General features: G+C 38.0%; 14 protein-coding genes and 1 other annotated feature. Of the genes, 4 read left to right on the forward strand and 10 right to left on the reverse strand.

The annotated features are described in order from the left end of the window. Window positions 1-142: 142 nt before the first annotated feature. Both P4V41_RS13250 and P4V41_RS13255 read right to left on the reverse strand, forming a co-directional pair. On the reverse strand, window positions 143-1,408 hold the full coding sequence (locus tag P4V41_RS13250) for a ribonuclease H-like domain-containing protein (RefSeq protein WP_328085501.1): 1,266 nt from the start codon (window positions 1,406-1,408) through the stop codon (window positions 143-145). Beyond that, entirely contained in the window at window positions 1,392-3,674 is a 2,283-nt protein-coding gene (locus tag P4V41_RS13255) for a DEAD/DEAH box helicase (RefSeq protein ID WP_328085502.1), read from the reverse strand. The genes P4V41_RS13250 and P4V41_RS13255 overlap by 17 nt, the downstream gene beginning before the upstream one ends. A 368-nt stretch (window positions 3,675-4,042) precedes the next feature. On the opposite strand from P4V41_RS13255, the gene P4V41_RS13260 reads away from it, so the two are divergent. Then, window positions 4,043-4,414, forward strand: coding sequence for a cyclic-phosphate processing receiver domain-containing protein (locus P4V41_RS13260; RefSeq protein ID WP_328085504.1), 372 nt, complete (start codon window positions 4,043-4,045; stop codon window positions 4,412-4,414). 38 nt (window positions 4,415-4,452) lie between these two features. On the opposite strand, the gene P4V41_RS13265 is transcribed toward P4V41_RS13260, so the two are convergent. The 4 genes from P4V41_RS13265 to P4V41_RS13280 all read right to left on the reverse strand — a co-directional run bounded on the left by P4V41_RS13265 (window position 4,453) and on the right by P4V41_RS13280 (window position 9,018). Continuing rightward, window positions 4,453-5,256, reverse strand: coding sequence for a protein phosphatase 2C domain-containing protein (locus P4V41_RS13265; protein WP_328085506.1), 804 nt, complete (start codon window positions 5,254-5,256; stop codon window positions 4,453-4,455). 6 nt (window positions 5,257-5,262) lie between these two features. Then, complete coding sequence (locus P4V41_RS13270; protein WP_328085507.1) at window positions 5,263-5,706, reverse strand: HIT family protein; 444 nt, start codon at window positions 5,704-5,706, stop codon at window positions 5,263-5,265. Between the two features lie 43 nt (window positions 5,707-5,749). Then, window positions 5,750-5,966: a binding site (T-box leader), on the reverse strand. A 75-nt stretch (window positions 5,967-6,041) separates the two neighbouring features. Beyond that, window positions 6,042-6,530, reverse strand: coding sequence for a dihydrofolate reductase (locus tag P4V41_RS13275; RefSeq protein WP_328085508.1), 489 nt, complete (start codon window positions 6,528-6,530; stop codon window positions 6,042-6,044). Between the two features lie 298 nt (window positions 6,531-6,828). Further along, a complete protein-coding gene (locus tag P4V41_RS13280; protein WP_328085510.1) occupies window positions 6,829-9,018 on the reverse strand; it encodes an FUSC family protein in 2,190 nt (729 codons plus the stop codon). A 281-nt stretch (window positions 9,019-9,299) separates the two neighbouring features. On the opposite strand from P4V41_RS13280, the gene P4V41_RS13285 reads away from it, so the two are divergent. Both P4V41_RS13285 and P4V41_RS13290 read left to right on the forward strand, forming a co-directional pair. Further along, window positions 9,300-10,637, forward strand: coding sequence for an FAD-binding oxidoreductase (locus P4V41_RS13285; RefSeq protein ID WP_328085512.1), 1,338 nt, complete (start codon window positions 9,300-9,302; stop codon window positions 10,635-10,637). Between the two features lie 212 nt (window positions 10,638-10,849). Next, window positions 10,850-11,635 (forward strand): aminoglycoside 6-adenylyltransferase, encoded by a 786-nt coding sequence (locus P4V41_RS13290; protein WP_328085514.1) that lies wholly within the window; start codon window positions 10,850-10,852, stop codon window positions 11,633-11,635. Between the two features lie 83 nt (window positions 11,636-11,718). Here P4V41_RS13290 and P4V41_RS13295 read toward each other — a convergent pair whose 3' ends face one another. From P4V41_RS13295 to P4V41_RS13305, 3 genes are read right to left on the reverse strand one after another with little or no spacing between them, the layout of a single operon-like run. Continuing rightward, window positions 11,719-12,336, reverse strand: a complete 618-nt coding sequence (locus P4V41_RS13295) for a pyridoxamine 5'-phosphate oxidase family protein (protein WP_328085559.1) — start codon at window positions 12,334-12,336, stop codon at window positions 11,719-11,721. A 24-nt stretch (window positions 12,337-12,360) separates the two neighbouring features. Beyond that, window positions 12,361-12,651 (reverse strand): hypothetical protein, encoded by a 291-nt coding sequence (locus P4V41_RS13300; protein WP_328085516.1) that lies wholly within the window; start codon window positions 12,649-12,651, stop codon window positions 12,361-12,363. A gap of 24 nt (window positions 12,652-12,675) precedes the next feature. Then, window positions 12,676-12,918: a zinc ribbon domain-containing protein gene (locus tag P4V41_RS13305; protein WP_328085517.1), complete on the reverse strand. Its 243-nt coding sequence runs from the start codon at window positions 12,916-12,918 to the stop codon at window positions 12,676-12,678. A gap of 209 nt (window positions 12,919-13,127) precedes the next feature. Between P4V41_RS13305 and P4V41_RS13310 the strand changes: the two genes are divergently transcribed. Continuing rightward, window positions 13,128-13,448: a hypothetical protein gene (locus P4V41_RS13310; protein ID WP_328085518.1), complete on the forward strand. Its 321-nt coding sequence runs from the start codon at window positions 13,128-13,130 to the stop codon at window positions 13,446-13,448. Window positions 13,449-13,732: 284 nt separating this feature from the next. On the opposite strand, the gene P4V41_RS13315 is transcribed toward P4V41_RS13310, so the two are convergent. Next, window positions 13,733-14,998: an MFS transporter gene (locus P4V41_RS13315; RefSeq protein ID WP_328085520.1), complete on the reverse strand. Its 1,266-nt coding sequence runs from the start codon at window positions 14,996-14,998 to the stop codon at window positions 13,733-13,735. Between the last annotated feature and the right edge of the window lie 72 nt (window positions 14,999-15,070).

Raw genomic sequence — 15,070 nt, forward strand, 5'->3', positions numbered from 1 at the left:
GGCGTTTCTTGCGCTTACCCGGGCAATAAAAAAAGGAGGAATTTATTTTATTAAGAACATTTTCATGTCCTCTTATATTCTACAAAAAACAATGACGATTGAGAAGAGATATTTTGCAAGAATTCATAAATTTGACGAATTTTTACGAATATTGGATGATGCGTTGTTCTAATCGTTCGATTCTTTTTGTAAGAGCCTGTTTTTCCTGTTCTTCTTTCCTTTTCGTTAAACGTTTTTTACCCTTCCATCTTGAATAAGCCAGTCCTGCAAAATGAAGAGCTTTTTCATAATCTTTTTTGATGTGCTCATAATATTTAGAAAGCTCTATAGCGGGTTCTTCATCTATATCATTCTCATCAAGTAATTCTAACCAGTATCGAACAGAAACCTCTAAACCATTACATTTTTTATATAAAGCAGCTAATGATTTTTTGGATTGGGATACAAGTGAATCACCGGTTTGTAGCACTTCTTGGTAAAGAGATATCGCTTGTTCTTTTTGATTCAATGCTTCAAACCATCTTGCTGTCTCATATGTTTCTCTTTCTGTTCGATAACAATTGCCTGTCACAATACCAGACATATGAGTATAAAGCGTGATAAGAGAAAGAACATCCCACTCATTATGTTGAAAGACACCTTCTAGAAGCGATGGATCTCCCTCATTGCAATATTGAAAATAGAGCATAGGCGCAAGATAACCAGGTGTATCATGAATTCTGTTCACACCTAGCATCTCTTTTTCAACGACAGAGAGCTTAACAGCAGGTAACGTGTCTTTCCAAAGCCTCCTCGCTCCGTGAAGCAGATCAAAGTGACCAAACTCTGGCAAAGAGGGCACATAATCTCGAATTAAAGTGTGCCGCGTTCTTACCTGCGGCCAATCAAAGGATTTACCATTATACGTTACTAAATTGCGAAGTTCCTTCACATGATTTAAAAAGTAATGATAAAGAGCTACTTCAGATCCTGGCCCTGGCAGAAAGAATTGGTGTACTAAAACGTGATTACCTTTGATCTGGCTCATCCCTAGCATAAAAATAGTGTTCCCTGCGCCACCACTCAAACCAGTAGTTTCTGTATCAAAGAACAATAGGTCAGTGGCATCCAAATCTTTTGCCTGTAAAGGATGTTTAGCATCAATATTTTGCCATTGAGACACAGCGTCCAAAACATCTGAAAACCGATAACTACCCCACTTTGTGTCAAGAGGATATTTTACTTTTCGAATGATACAATAATCATCTTCGAAAAAATAAGCTGAAGCACCAAATTTCTCCCAATAATCCGCATGATTAATTCTTTTACCTGATGAATTTTCAAGGGATTGCTTGCTCTGAACTGGTGGGATTGAAACCGGATTTACCATATGTTTTGTTAGTCGATTTAGCTTATTTTGAATCGACATGCTCTGTTGCTCCTTTAATTTGAGAAATCAGCTTTACAGCTAGGCTTTTACTGTTATTTCCTTCTTCCAAGGTTCCTGTACAAGACGGACAGCCACTTTCACAAGGACAACGTTGTATCATAGAGAGCGCTTGGTCAAGAACAACATCCCAAGAGCCATACACTTTTTCACTTAGACCTATTCCCCCTGGGTATCGGTCGTAAATAAAAATTGTAGGCTGTTGATTATGAACCGCTTTAACTTGTGGTACCACGTGAAGATCATTTGCATCACACATAACGAATAATGGCGCGACATGTCGTAATACGTGAGCAATCCCTAGAAGACCCGCTTCAAGTTTCTCTTCACTTAAATCCTTATTTTCAAATGTTAGCCAAGTTGCAGAAGTGTGCAGCTCTTCTTCCGGAAGATGGATCGGACCTGAGCCAATATTGTCATGTGTCTCAAATTTTATCTTTTTAAAGATGGTTGCCTTTGCAACAACCATAACATCACCATAGGCTTTTCCATTTTTCTCATCAGTCGTTTCTTTGTCTACTTCTAGCACATTTAGCGAGACGGCAAGGTTTGCATCTGTAAAGTAATCAACATCCACTTCCCGAACGAACGCTTTCTTTTCTTCGTAATCGAGCTTTTCAACCTGATATTGTGTGCCTTGATGGAGGTAGATCGCTTCTTCGTGAAGAAGTGTCATCGAACTAAAACGATCCATCTCGCCAATCACTTTTACGTCAGCCACATTACTTTGATCGATGATAACAACGTTTTCCTGTGATGCAGAGCGAAGCGAAATGTTATGAGCAGGAAAAGAATCATTCATCCAATAGAAATGCTTTCCTCTTTTATGGAGCACTTGCTCATCAACTAAAAATTCTAAAACATCCTGTATCTCTTGATCACCAAATTTTTCATCCTCTTGAAACGGGAGTTCATACGATGCACATTTTAGATGATCGACTAAAATAATGAGATTATCAGGATTCATTCGCGCAGATTCTGGTGATCGTTCAAAAAAGTAATCTGGATTCTGTATCACATATTGGTCGAGTGGTGATGAAGAAGCAACCATGATCACGACACTTTCATCCTGACGACGTCCCGCACGTCCAGCTTGTTGCCACGCACTAGCGATCGATCCTGGATAACCTGTCAAAATACAAGCGTGAAGCTGACCTATGTCAACTCCAAGTTCTAATGCGTTTGTTGAAACGACTCCCATGATCTCTCCGTTACGAAGTCCTTTTTCAATGGCGCGTCGCTGTTTAGGAAGATATCCCCCTCTATAACCTTGAATGGACTTTGTACTAAACTCTTTTTTTACAAGTTCTTGCAAGTAAGTAAGCAATATTTCTACACGAACGCGACTGCGTGCGAAAACGATTGTTTGAATATGGTTTTCCAAAAATAGCTTCGCAAGATTTCTAGCTTCAAGTGTAGCGCTTCGCCTTACGTTAAGCGGTTTATTCACAACAGGTGGATTATAAAAGAGAAAATGCTTACGACCGGCCGGTGCTCCGTTGTTATTGATCAGAGTCATCGGGTTTCCAGTAAGCTGCTCAGCGAGCTCTTTTGGATTCGCAATAGTTGCGGATGTACAGATGAAAATGGGATTACTGCCATAAAAGTTACAAATTCTCTTTAAACGACGTATCACATTAGCTACATGACTGCCGAACACCCCTCGATATGTATGAAGCTCATCCACCACCACATATTTCAAGTTTTCAAACAGCGATACCCATTTGGTATGATGTGGGAGAACAGCAGCATGAAGCATATCTGGATTCGTCATAACAATGTTTCCGGCTTTTCTTACGACTTGTCGTATATTTGCAGGTGTATCTCCATCATACGTATAGCTTTTAATATTTAATCCCATCTCTTCGATCAGTTCGTTCATCTCAGACTTCTGATCTTGCGCCAATGCTTTTGTTGGAAATAAATACAGAGCTCTTGCCTCTGGATTATTAGCGACTTCTTGCAAAACAGGAAGGTTATAGCAGAGCGTTTTTCCAGAGGCGGTAGGTGTAACAGCAACAAAGCTCTCACCCCGTAAAGCTGCTTCATAGGCAGACAACTGGTGAATATATAAGGAAGAAATCCCTCTTTGAATAAGAGCAGATTGAATAGTTGGATGCAAAGAGTCAGGAAGTGGCACAGAAACCGCTTCTCGTGGCTCGATCGTTTTCCAATGAACGATTTGTTTAGCTAGCTCTGGCTCTCGCAATACGTCCATCACTTGCTGTATTGATTTTTTTTGAAACATGATTACCACCTCGCTTCTATTTTAACGAATATTTGTTCGTAAAGAAACAAGGACTTCTACGGAATGTTAAAGCCCTGATTGAGATCTTTCAACAAAATCAAACAATAGTAAGTTTCATTTGTTAATTTTTGATAAAAACATGCTAATCGTGGAGGAAAAAGGAAATTGTTGAAGAATTTAATGATTTAATATTTAATTTGAGCAAATATTCACCATTCTTCCAACTGATCATTGAAGGTGTTGTAGTTACCATAAAATCTCTTGAAAAACTTACTTTGGAATAATGTGTTATAATTGATATATTAAAATAACTTAGGGCCTTCGACTTTTCTTAGTCACCCTCCGTTAATGGAAGGGAGTGCAAGAAAATGGAAAAGATCAGTGTATTTTTGGATGATTATCGTAGTCCCCCTGAAGGTTATGTCTTCGTAGAAACGATAGATGAATGTATGAAACTTCTCAGGAACCATGACATTGAGCATCTATCATTAGATCATGATTTATTGAGCAGAACAAGAAATGGTCTCATGCTCGTACAAATGATGGTTAATGAAAAGTTATTTGCGAACCGAATAACCATACACTCTGCCAACTCTGTTGGAGGCAAGAACATGTACAACTGCCTCAAACAAGCGCAAAAAGATTTAATCATGCCCCACACAATTATTGTTTCCTTACGCCCACTTCCACTAAAATACATCCCACCACGCGTTCTTCAACATTATAGTGATATTAAATAGTAGATCCCAAACAAAAACGTGAATAGGAGGAAGCGGCTTTACAAATCACTTGGCAAACTAGCTGTTTCCTCTATATCAACAGACCACGAGATGATGGTCGTGCTATCTCTTACTTGGTTTCTTCTTATGTCTTCTAATAGGAATCGAACAGCTTCATCCAATCGGATTTCGCTCAATACCCTTTGAACCTCTACAGCATCTTCATAAGGTACACCTGGACATTCAGTTAGTCCATCAGTAGTCATGAAAATTTGGTTAACTCCCTTTCTCAATTCTTTTTTCCCCGTACTATAACAAGGTACCGGAAGTTCAAATGTATTCACTTCACCAACCCACTCGTAAAAACTTCGCTGTACAAGCTGTCTTTCACCTAGCGCAATCAGCTCAGGATGGAAAAGATGAAGAATACAATCCCCCACTGAAAACCACCACAAATATTTTTCTTTTCGAACAACGATTAAACAAGCTGTTTCACCCGTTGTTTTTCGGCAAGATTCCATAAAGTCAGGTTCTTGAAAGATATCGAGTATAAGATGATCTAGCTTTTTAAGAGCTACACTTGCAGATTTAGAGAGAACAGACTTAATTTCAATCGCATTCTTTTCAAAGTGATTTATGACCAGTTCAACACTTTTGGCTGTCTTATGACCATCAAGCACCATTGTAAACTCCCAGTTTTCTGCTTCGTTTCCCCATACTAAGCATCCATCTTCATTTTTATTTGAACCTGCTCCAGAATTGCCTCCAAACCTGCCAACGGTAACGTTTTGTACTCGTGTTATATCTAATTCATCTATGAATGTTTTATTGCTTCCAACCCAAGTCATATTAGTACTCTTCATATTCATTCACTCCCCCAAATAATTTCTCACACGTTCGCATACTTTTACTATATCTTCATTCTCTCCAAAAGGAGCATCTGCCCAACTATATACTTCATTAGGTCCCCAATACTCCTCTGGTGTATTGGGATAACGCGGAACGATATGCATATGCAGGTGAGCAACAGAATTTCCTGATACTAGCGCATAAATGTGCTCTGCATTCTCTGTTACTTTAACTGCTTTGCTCACTCGTGCCATGATTTGACCAAATGCATTTGCTTCTTCAATTGTCAGATCACCAAGACTTGGTGCGTGTCGCTTCAGATCGATCATAATATGACCTAGGTACGATGGGCGTACACCTTTATCAATATGACTCACATAAACAAGTTCATCTTCAAAGATTTTCACACCAGCTGTATTAATTGTGCCTTTATGTTTGTCGCAAATAAAACAATCCTCACTCATTTTTCATCTCTCCCTTAACAAAATAAAAAAGCCCATCATCTCACAAAGAGACGATAGGCTATCCTAACGTGGTACCACTCTTCTTCGTTCGCAAAAAGCCATGCAAACCTCAGAACCTGATTACGGTGGTTAACCGTACAGACTTTATTTTAGTCTGTCCACTCCAAGGCAAGTTCAGGATATTAGTTGACTGCATTGCACCCGATCTGCAGCTCTCTAAACAACAAACACTCCCTACTACTCCTTATCATCACGTTTAAATGATGGAAAACTTTTACTAATGATAAGATAGTTAGAAATTTCCGTCAAGTTTGTTTTTTCTGATATTTAATCTCTCATACTATCCTTATGTATTGATGAAAATAATAGATGTAAGGATTATCTTTATCCAGAATTCCTTTGACTCTAGAAACCTCTTTCCAATCACTTTCATTAAATTCTGGAAAGAAAGTATCCCCTTCAAAAGCATGGTGTATTTTTGTAAGATACATTTTAGTTACCATCGGCATAAACTGCCTATAGATTTCCTCTCCTCCAAAGATTATGATTTCTTCATCACCAGCACACGCCTTCAATACCTCGTCAATAGAATGGACAACCATACAATCTTGAGGTAAGAAATCTCTTTTCCTCGTAAGTACAATGTTCTTTCGGCCAGGCAGAGCCTTTCCAATAGATTCAAAGTTTTTTCTACCTAAAATAATGGTTTTTCCCATTGTAATCTTTTGAACATACTGCCAATCTTTCGGTAACCTCCAAGGCAGATCATTGTCCTTACCTATCACTCTATTTTCGTCCATCGCAGCTATCATCGAAAAATACATTACGGACCTTACCTTTCTTTTGAGGTTTGCAAAACTTCTTGAGATGCTTTTTTAATATCTATTGATTTCCATGAGTTCATTAAAAAGCTACCTCCTATTTATACTCAAACTAACTTCTTTATGTTTTATGTAAATCCTTCCAACTTACCCCATAAATCATGAAGAGCAGCAACTCTAATCTAAAAGTTGCTGCTCCGTTATACACCGTTCTATAGCTTAACTGCATCTTGCCTGACTCATACATATTACGATTAATCAACACAGTCTTATTGTCTGTTTTATCTCCATCTTACAACCATTACTTATTAATATTGTGGTTCTCCATTATTCCTCCTAACTCTTTCCCTAACTCAACTATGGATTGATTGATGCGCCATACATAATAAAGGTGATGTATAAGATCACGCTGAGATTGCTTTCGGTTAGGAGCAAGGCGTTCAAATTTCTCCCGTTCTTCTTCTAATGATTGTAAAACATACTCCCCTTCAACCTCAGTAAGAAGGGCAGATAAAGAATCTATGTTGTTCTTTAGTTTCGTCTCGATCTGAATAAATCCCTCTAGTAATTCTTCTGGGTAATCAAAACCTTTTCTGTAAGCAGAAGCAACCAAATGTTTTGCATAATAGTTGATGGCAGCCAACCTGGTCATCCAACTGACCATATCAGCATAGATTGGTGATCCTGGGCGTTGGAGAAAGGATTGCGCTTCATCCCTGATCGTCTGAAGTTTCGTATCCAGCTTAAACGCACTTTCTGATAAATCCTTAACATTTACATCCTCTCTAAATCCTCTAACATATTCGGCGACAAAAGGAGCCAGTTCTTCTAAGAATTCGTTAATAGATTCAGCTACCTTCACTTTTGTTTTCTTAGGAAAGATCAGATAAGAAACAGCTAAAGCAATCGATGCCCCTGCGATTGTATCCAGTACTCTAGCTCCAATGAGTGAAAAAGTAATTCCACCTAATAGAAGGTCGTACATAAAAGCAATAAGCATAGTAATGAACACACTCATTAACGTGTAGGAAACGGTCATTAAATAAAACGCAAAAAAAACAACAACAAAAAGAAAGATTACTTCCAAAACGGTGTGTCCGGAAAGAAATTTAGCAAGGACAAAACCGATAACAGCTCCAATGATCGTGCCTAAAGAACGTTGATATCCTTTCGTATAAATCCGTCCGATGGACTCCGTTCCAAGTAGGACGACAAAGGCGGTAAGCAAAACCCAATAAGGCTGTGCAGGTGAGATGATCAGACCAACAATAATAGATAGAATACCTGCTACAAGTGCTTGATACGCTTTTTTAGTTGAGGGCTTTAGAGCTTTGTCTTCAGATTTCTCATCTTTATCGCCAACTTTATCAACGATCTCTACCTCTTTTTTATCCTCAGACTGAGAATAAAGAGATTGCTGTATCGTTACAGCACCTTCTATTACGTGATTAGCGATCGATTCAATCCGGCGGATAAGATAGATCCACCCTTGGGGAGGTTCTTCTCGTTCAAAAAGCTTCATGATTAACATACGAAGTTGCTGAACCGATTTTTCAGCCGGAAGAATATTTTGTTCTTTCACATGTGGAGCGAGTACTTCAGCATCACGAACAGCAACCGTTACAGCTATGAGCAATTGCTTGATCTCTTCAACTTGTAGAGCATCTGCCGTCTTCAACCCTCGTACTGAATCGACTAATGTTTCAATCAACATTCCCGTATCAAACACGTATAGACGAAGTTGATTCGGCAAGAGGCCTGGCCATATTTTTTTAACATCATTCTCGGTGATATATCCGGATACAATTAAAGCATAATCTCTTAACTTCAAAACATTCTTCTCTAATTCTTCCTTACGTTTAAGGCTTGATTCTTTATCTTGCATCGCTTCGATCAAGAGGTTAAGAGTCAGATTACTTTGTATGTGAAACGAATGGATGCTTCTTTTTAAATTCTTCGCTGTATCTTGAAACAAGAAGAAATTAAGAATAAAGGCATAAGCTACACCTAGCCAGATTCCAACATAAAACCAGGGCAACTGGTCACTGGATAACTTTAAAACAGAGGAAAAATAAATCGTCATAAAGAAGATCATGAACAAGGAAAAATAACGTGTACCAAATCTTGAGAAATAAAAACTGCTAAACACACTTAACACTAACACTGCGTCTATGTAATACGTATTGCCAGCGACAAGAGAACCGATTGTAATACCCATCATAGCTGAAACGCCTAGCCATAACGTGGTTACTCTCATCTCTTGTTTTGTATCATCCATTACGATCATGATGCCCATCAACCCAAGCATACCGGAAACAATAGCCGGTGTGATGCCTCCAGAGTGAACGGTGAATCGCATGATTAGAAGGGTAGTGAATACAGCAAGAATTAAACTAGCAGTCGCTCTTCCCGCTTTTTGCAATCGCACATATCCAGGATCAGCTGCTACCATTTTCGCCAACCACTGGTGGTTGTTATATAATCGATGCACGATTTTCCCCCATTTCTAAAACTATAATTGAAAATGATATCATGTGAGATGTTTATCACCAAAAGAACTGCTTTATATAAACCATTTTCAGATATGTATTTTTAGTTATAGCATTCCCTTATCCACCACTTTTTTTAACTCAATATCCATAGTTTTTCTAAGGCACTCCTTTTCTGTGTTTTTCTAATTAAGCTCGGCTTTATAAAAGGTTTTAACCGACTATTCATTCCCTGCATACATTTATATGACTACAAATACGTCTTTGCCGGGAGTGGAAATTGATGGGATCTACAGAGTTAACAGGAAGAATAATCTTTAAAGGTGACCCTGGCTACAATGAAGCCGTCAGAAACTGGAATCCTTACGTCAACACATATCCTCTTGTTTTTGTTTTTGCACAAAATGCATGTGATGTTAGTAATGCGATCAAGTGGGCTCGAGAAAACGATGTTCCTTTAAGAGTGAGAAGTGGCAGACATGCGCTAGATAAAGAGTTCAATGTTGTAAAGGGTGGCATAGTTATCGACACAGGTGATATGAATAAAGTGCACTTAGATAAGAAAAAGGGAATCGCTACTGTTCAACCAGGAATTCGCGTAGGACCTCTTGTAAAAGGTCTTGCTCGAGAAGGCTTTATGGCTGTCTTTGGCGATAGTCCAACCGTTGGAATTGGAGGCATCACAACTGGCGGGGGATTCGGGTTACTTTCACGTACAATTGGAGTAATATCAGATAACCTTCTTTCACTAGAGGTCGTAGATGCGAATGGCCGGATTCTTAAAGCCAGTCCAACTTGCAACGAAGACTTGTTTTGGGCCTCTAGAGGAGGCGGTGGGGGTACGTTTGGATACAATACCGAATATACGTTTAAAGTTCATCTTGCACCTGAAACAGCAACGGTCTTTAACATTATTTGGCCTTGGGAACAGCTCGAAACTGTATTTGAAGCATGGCAAAATTTAATGCCGTTTGTAGATTCACGATTAGGCAGTTATATAGAGATCTACAGCAAAGTAAATGGATTATGTCAGGTAACCGGCCTTTTCTTAGGTTCAAGACCTGAACTGATTCAAATCATACAACCTTTACTTAAAGCTGGGTCACCTTCCGAAGTTGTCATTGAAACGCTCTTCTACCCAGACTGTATTGATTTCCTTGATCCACCTGAGCCACCTTATGCTGATCAAAACTTTAAATTCTCATCATCATGGGCTACTAATCTTTGGCCAGAAGAACCGATAAAGGTAATGAAACAATTTTTAGAAGAAGCACCTGGAACAGAATCCAATTTTTATTTTACCAACTGGGGCGGTGCAATCAGCAGAGTGCCAAAAGACAAGACAGCTTTCTATTGGCGTGATCCGTTGTTTTACACAGAATGGAACGCAACGTGGGTCAATAAATCTGAGGAAGCGAGTAGCCTTGCATCAGTCGAGTCTGTGCGTCAGAAGTTAAAACCTTATACGATAGGTTCTTATGTAAACGTCCCAGATGAAAACATTCAAAACTTCGGGAAAGCTTATTGGGAAACAAACTTTGCTAGACTTCAAAGAGTAAAAACAAAATATGATCCTGAGAATGTATTTAACCATCCTCAGAGTGTACCACCACTTTATTAAGAACTAATAATTGCAATAGTTATCCGGTATTTTGATAATCGGGTAACTATTGTTATTTTACACAGACTGCTTTCGTAAACTCTCCAATAAGCTATCAAAGTGGCACAGGATTGAAAAGCAACAATCTTTTAAAAAGTGGGTTGCATAAAAAACACAACGATACTTTACAAATAATGTTAAAATTAATAATCATAAATAATATGAGGTGACTAATGTATACTCCAAAAGAAAGGGATTCCTATTTTCAGCGTACGATCGATATGTTAAATGTGTTGCCTATGGTTGAAGGAGTTGTTCAATTAGGTTCTGGTGTAACGGGATACAAAGATGAATTCTCGGATATTGATTTAATGGTAGCTACTTCAACTGAGGATGAAGTCATTGGAGCGAGAGATAATATTCAACAATTTTACAAGGATTTGAATCCCGTTGTCATCAAAGAGAAGCAGTTTTCAAAAAATATTTATCTATTGATTGTTATTTTAGGAAACTCGTTGGAATTCAATATTTCAATTCTTTCAAGAAGTTCATTAAGTGTAAGATCTCCGTTGTGGAAAGTAGTTTTGGATAAGACAGGGTTAGTTTCAGAGATGATGGAAATAGAGAATCGTGCGTTTTCTAACAAACCTATAAAGTATGCTACTTTTGAAGATCCTGTTTTCGAATTTGTTTATTGTTACATAAGATTAGACAAAGAGTTGAAACGCAATAATCTCGTATATGCACTTAAGATGCTAGAGTCGATGAGAGATTACACGTTAATCGTACAAGCATTAAATGAGGATAAGAAACTTCATCAGTTTAAAGCGTACGACTCATTAAAAAGTGACTTTTTAAAGAAATATCTTTCAACTTATCCGAAAGATATTACGGGTAATTGTTTAGTTGAATCTGCTTCTATACTAAAAGAACTATTTTTAGATACCGCTAAGCAAAGTTCTATCTATTCAAAGGATGATAATTTTATATTCCTGTTGAAAGATAAGAATATTGTGTAAGGAAGAAGTTTATTACAATTCCGAAGATGACAAAATGCACTGTGCAAACAGTGCTTTTGTCAAATCTCTTATAAGAATATTAATCAGTACAGCTTGTTTGTATAGCCCTCAATGAGATCACTTGCTATTCTTTCTTCTGTCATTTCAGGCAGATTAACGTGAGCTGCTAAGATCTTAGCAGCATTCGGAAGTGATTCTTTCTTTGCCCAACTTTCAGGTTCCCAAAGTCCGGATCGCTTAAACGCTTTACCACAGTGCATGTAGCATTGTTCTACTTTTACAAAAATTCCAAGGCTAGGGATTTTGCCGGATACAGCCATATTTTCGAGTATCTCTTCGTCTTTAATAATAGCAGCTTCTCCATTTATCCGAAGCGTCTCATTCATACCTGGAATAATAAAAAGCAATCCTACTTTCGGGTTTGATAGAATGTTAAACATCGAATCTACTCGCTTATTACCTGGTCGATCTGGAATAACGAGATGATAATCGTCCAATACGTATACAAATCCAGGAGCATCACCCCTTGGAGAACTATCACAGTTCCCTTCATGATCTGAAGTAGCAATGATCACAAACGGTGAATGGGAAATAAAGTCTTTGCAATGTTCATCCATTCTAGGAATGACTTTATTCTGTCCCCTTAGACTTGGGGTTCCAAGCATCTGTCTTAGTTCTTCTTGACTTACTACATAACTCATTGTTTTCACTACCGTTCCATCCCCTTATTTACGAAGAGCATCCGCTGCTATACGAAGATCAACTTTTTTGACATAAATATCGTATTGCGTGTTGTCGATTACATATCTTTCTCTATCACCAAATGCTTGACCCGGAATCCTCACTTTATATGGCACACCATCTGCGTTGAGTTTAGATATGACATTGAAATAGTTTTCTTGGCCAAATGCCGTGTAAATGAGATTCATATTGCGGTAACGATACTTATGGACCAAAGAGCCAATAATGATTCCGCAGAAAACGATTAAAACAAAAAGCCATCCAAATACCGGCATGCTTCACAACACCTCATTTGTGTTTTATCCAAATAACAGATCAAGTACCGAGCCTAACTGCCCTTTCTTTCCTTCAAGAACATTCGGATCATAAATCTCTACAAATCCACAATTTTCACAAGACACAAATAAAAAATGGTTATGCTGTATGTCTAGAAACTTACTAAGACCTGAACCTGTCATTGCAAGTTCTTTCGTTCTGCACCGTGAATGACTGCACTTGTTACATTTAAATTTACTTTTAATTGCTTCTTCAACTCTGCTCATGATAAACATCTCCTTTTTATTATCGTTGATAGAGGGGTATTAATACCACGCATTCACTGCTCTACCCTTAATTGTTTCAATCATATGATGATGGAAAAATTTAGTCAACGAATGAAATTACCCCCATAAATAAAGTCCTCTCTCTTAATAGTGTATAGAGTACATAAAAAAGAAATGACAGAAGCACGAACACTGTAAGGAGGCAAAACATGGAGCCGTATGTAAAGGATGCTCTACTTGAATGGAAAGATGAGATTGAGCAACAAAAGAAAAAAATAGACGAAGAGTACGAAAAAGTGAAAACAGAGCTTCAACTCTATTCTTATAAATTTGGAATCACCAAACAAGTCATCCAATCAACGATCAATGAAGAAATGATCAAGAACATCAAGAAGACATATCAACAGCCTTTTGAGGAAAAGTACAATGATTTGAAGCAACAGCTGAAAAAGCTCGAAGAAAAACGCAGCGTTTTCAACATGTTTGTAGAAAAGATTGAGATCGCTTCTGTAAAAGAATCAAATTCGTAATAATGAAATTGAAGCTTGGAGATGATTCCAAGCTTCTTTTTTGTTCTTATTGCTGGTATAAGCTCCACGTGTTTGTCAAGGTTTGTCGAAAATCGGATAAATATTTTTATTTACGGAATTATTTTGATTTACCTCGTAATTAATCAGATTTACCACGTAATTAATGGAAGTTACCTCGTAATTAATAATTGATGTTCATTTCAAGTATTCATAGGTTAGATTCGTTCGTCTGAGGTGGACGCTATTCTATTCACAACCCCGAACTTCTTCAATTCCAACTACGATTACTTCACGACTTGAGCAACTATCTCTTTCTTCACAGTTTTTTCCGATACCTTTTCTCTCAAAAAGAGTCCAGAATACATGAAAAACGCGCCGATCATGATAACCACACCCATATATACACTCATCATCACCGGTACTAAAAATGCGCCTAGGATGATCGTTGAACGAGCTAGCATATCTGCTCCACTAAATGAAACATTCGCAAAAGCAGAGTAAGATCCTCTCTTATCGCTAGGAATCATGTTAGCTTTTTCCGCTTCTTTAATCGGAGAGTAGATCAACTCACCCATTGTAGCGATAACATTAAATAGAAGTAACACATACCAAGCGTTTGCTGAAGTAACAGTCACATAACCGATACCATATAACAACAACCCAATCAATAAAGCATTCTTCTTAGAAAAACGATCCATAACGCGATTGATCAAGAACGTGAAACATACGACCATCAACATGTTTTGAATGTTTAGCATACTGAGCATCCGAACTCCTGTAATCTCGAAATTGCCAATATGGAAAGATTCAAAGGTTTCAGCCAAACGAATACCGATATAACTGTTTAGTGTAAATTCTGCTGAAAAGATATATGTTCCACCAATAACTACTTTCACGAATGCAGAATCTTTTAAAGCCACTTTATAGTTTTGAAACAAGTCCAGAAACACATTCTCGTGTGTTTTTTCCAGAAAACCAGTGAACTCATCACGCAGCCATATTCCATAAGCAATGGGAATGCTGATTGACGTTACCGTTAGCAACACGAAAAGTTCAATCTGATGACTCACGTACAGCAATCCACCTAATGCAGCTCCGATCGCCATAGACAAGTTAATCATCCAATAATCAAGCGTATATACTTCTTTCCTGTTTTCAGGTGTGGTCGAATCCATAATGATCGCATGCATGGCAGGTCTGCCTAGACTGCTTGTAACAGTGAATCCAATATAAGCGAATGCAAAGAGCAGGATCCAATTTTGTTCCGGCAGCAAGCTAACGGTCATGAGTAAAAACATGACTGCGTTTAAACAAGAAGTCGTCATCAACACTTTCTTTCTTGGAAAACGATCGGATATGTAGCCACCGATCAAATTGACAACGAATCCGATGACAACCGTTAAAATTAAAAATGTTCCTGCCCAAACTTTTCCCTTTTCAGTAGCAAAAAATAAGGCCATAAATGGCATGACGGCCGATGAAACGGCACGATTAAAGAACGATGTGATCAACCGTACTTTAATATTTTGGGGGTATTCTCTCCATCCCATGTTGTCCCCTCCTTCTTTGTATTGTAATATTAAACTAGACTACAAATGATAAAAATGGACAATTAAATAAAA

Source organism: Fictibacillus nanhaiensis (assembly GCF_036213205.1).
In the GTDB taxonomy this organism is placed as follows: Bacteria; Bacillota; Bacilli; order Bacillales; family Fictibacillaceae; genus Fictibacillus; species Fictibacillus nanhaiensis_E.

What these genes read in the sequence shown, in the direction of transcription:
- P4V41_RS13290 (WP_328085514.1), top strand. Translation starts at nt 10,850, where the DNA reads ATGTATACTCCAAAAGAAAGGGATTCCTATTTTCAGCGTACGATCGAT.
- P4V41_RS13295 (WP_328085559.1), bottom strand. Translation starts at nt 12,336, where the DNA reads ATGAGTTATGTAGTAAGTCAAGAAGAACTAAGACAGATGCTTGGAACC.
- P4V41_RS13265 (WP_328085506.1), bottom strand. Translation starts at nt 5,256, where the DNA reads ATGAAGAGTACTAATATGACTTGGGTTGGAAGCAATAAAACATTCATA.
- P4V41_RS13310 (WP_328085518.1), top strand. Translation starts at nt 13,128, where the DNA reads ATGGAGCCGTATGTAAAGGATGCTCTACTTGAATGGAAAGATGAGATT.
- P4V41_RS13275 (WP_328085508.1), bottom strand. Translation starts at nt 6,530, where the DNA reads ATGTATTTTTCGATGATAGCTGCGATGGACGAAAATAGAGTGATAGGT.
- P4V41_RS13300 (WP_328085516.1), bottom strand. Translation starts at nt 12,651, where the DNA reads ATGCCGGTATTTGGATGGCTTTTTGTTTTAATCGTTTTCTGCGGAATC.
- P4V41_RS13255 (WP_328085502.1), bottom strand. Translation starts at nt 3,674, where the DNA reads ATGTTTCAAAAAAAATCAATACAGCAAGTGATGGACGTATTGCGAGAG.
- P4V41_RS13305 (WP_328085517.1), bottom strand. Translation starts at nt 12,918, where the DNA reads ATGAGCAGAGTTGAAGAAGCAATTAAAAGTAAATTTAAATGTAACAAG.
- P4V41_RS13270 (WP_328085507.1), bottom strand. Translation starts at nt 5,706, where the DNA reads ATGAGTGAGGATTGTTTTATTTGCGACAAACATAAAGGCACAATTAAT.
- P4V41_RS13285 (WP_328085512.1), top strand. Translation starts at nt 9,300, where the DNA reads ATGGGATCTACAGAGTTAACAGGAAGAATAATCTTTAAAGGTGACCCT.
- P4V41_RS13250 (WP_328085501.1), bottom strand. Translation starts at nt 1,408, where the DNA reads ATGTCGATTCAAAATAAGCTAAATCGACTAACAAAACATATGGTAAAT.
- P4V41_RS13260 (WP_328085504.1), top strand. Translation starts at nt 4,043, where the DNA reads ATGGAAAAGATCAGTGTATTTTTGGATGATTATCGTAGTCCCCCTGAA.
- P4V41_RS13315 (WP_328085520.1), bottom strand. Translation starts at nt 14,998, where the DNA reads ATGGGATGGAGAGAATACCCCCAAAATATTAAAGTACGGTTGATCACA.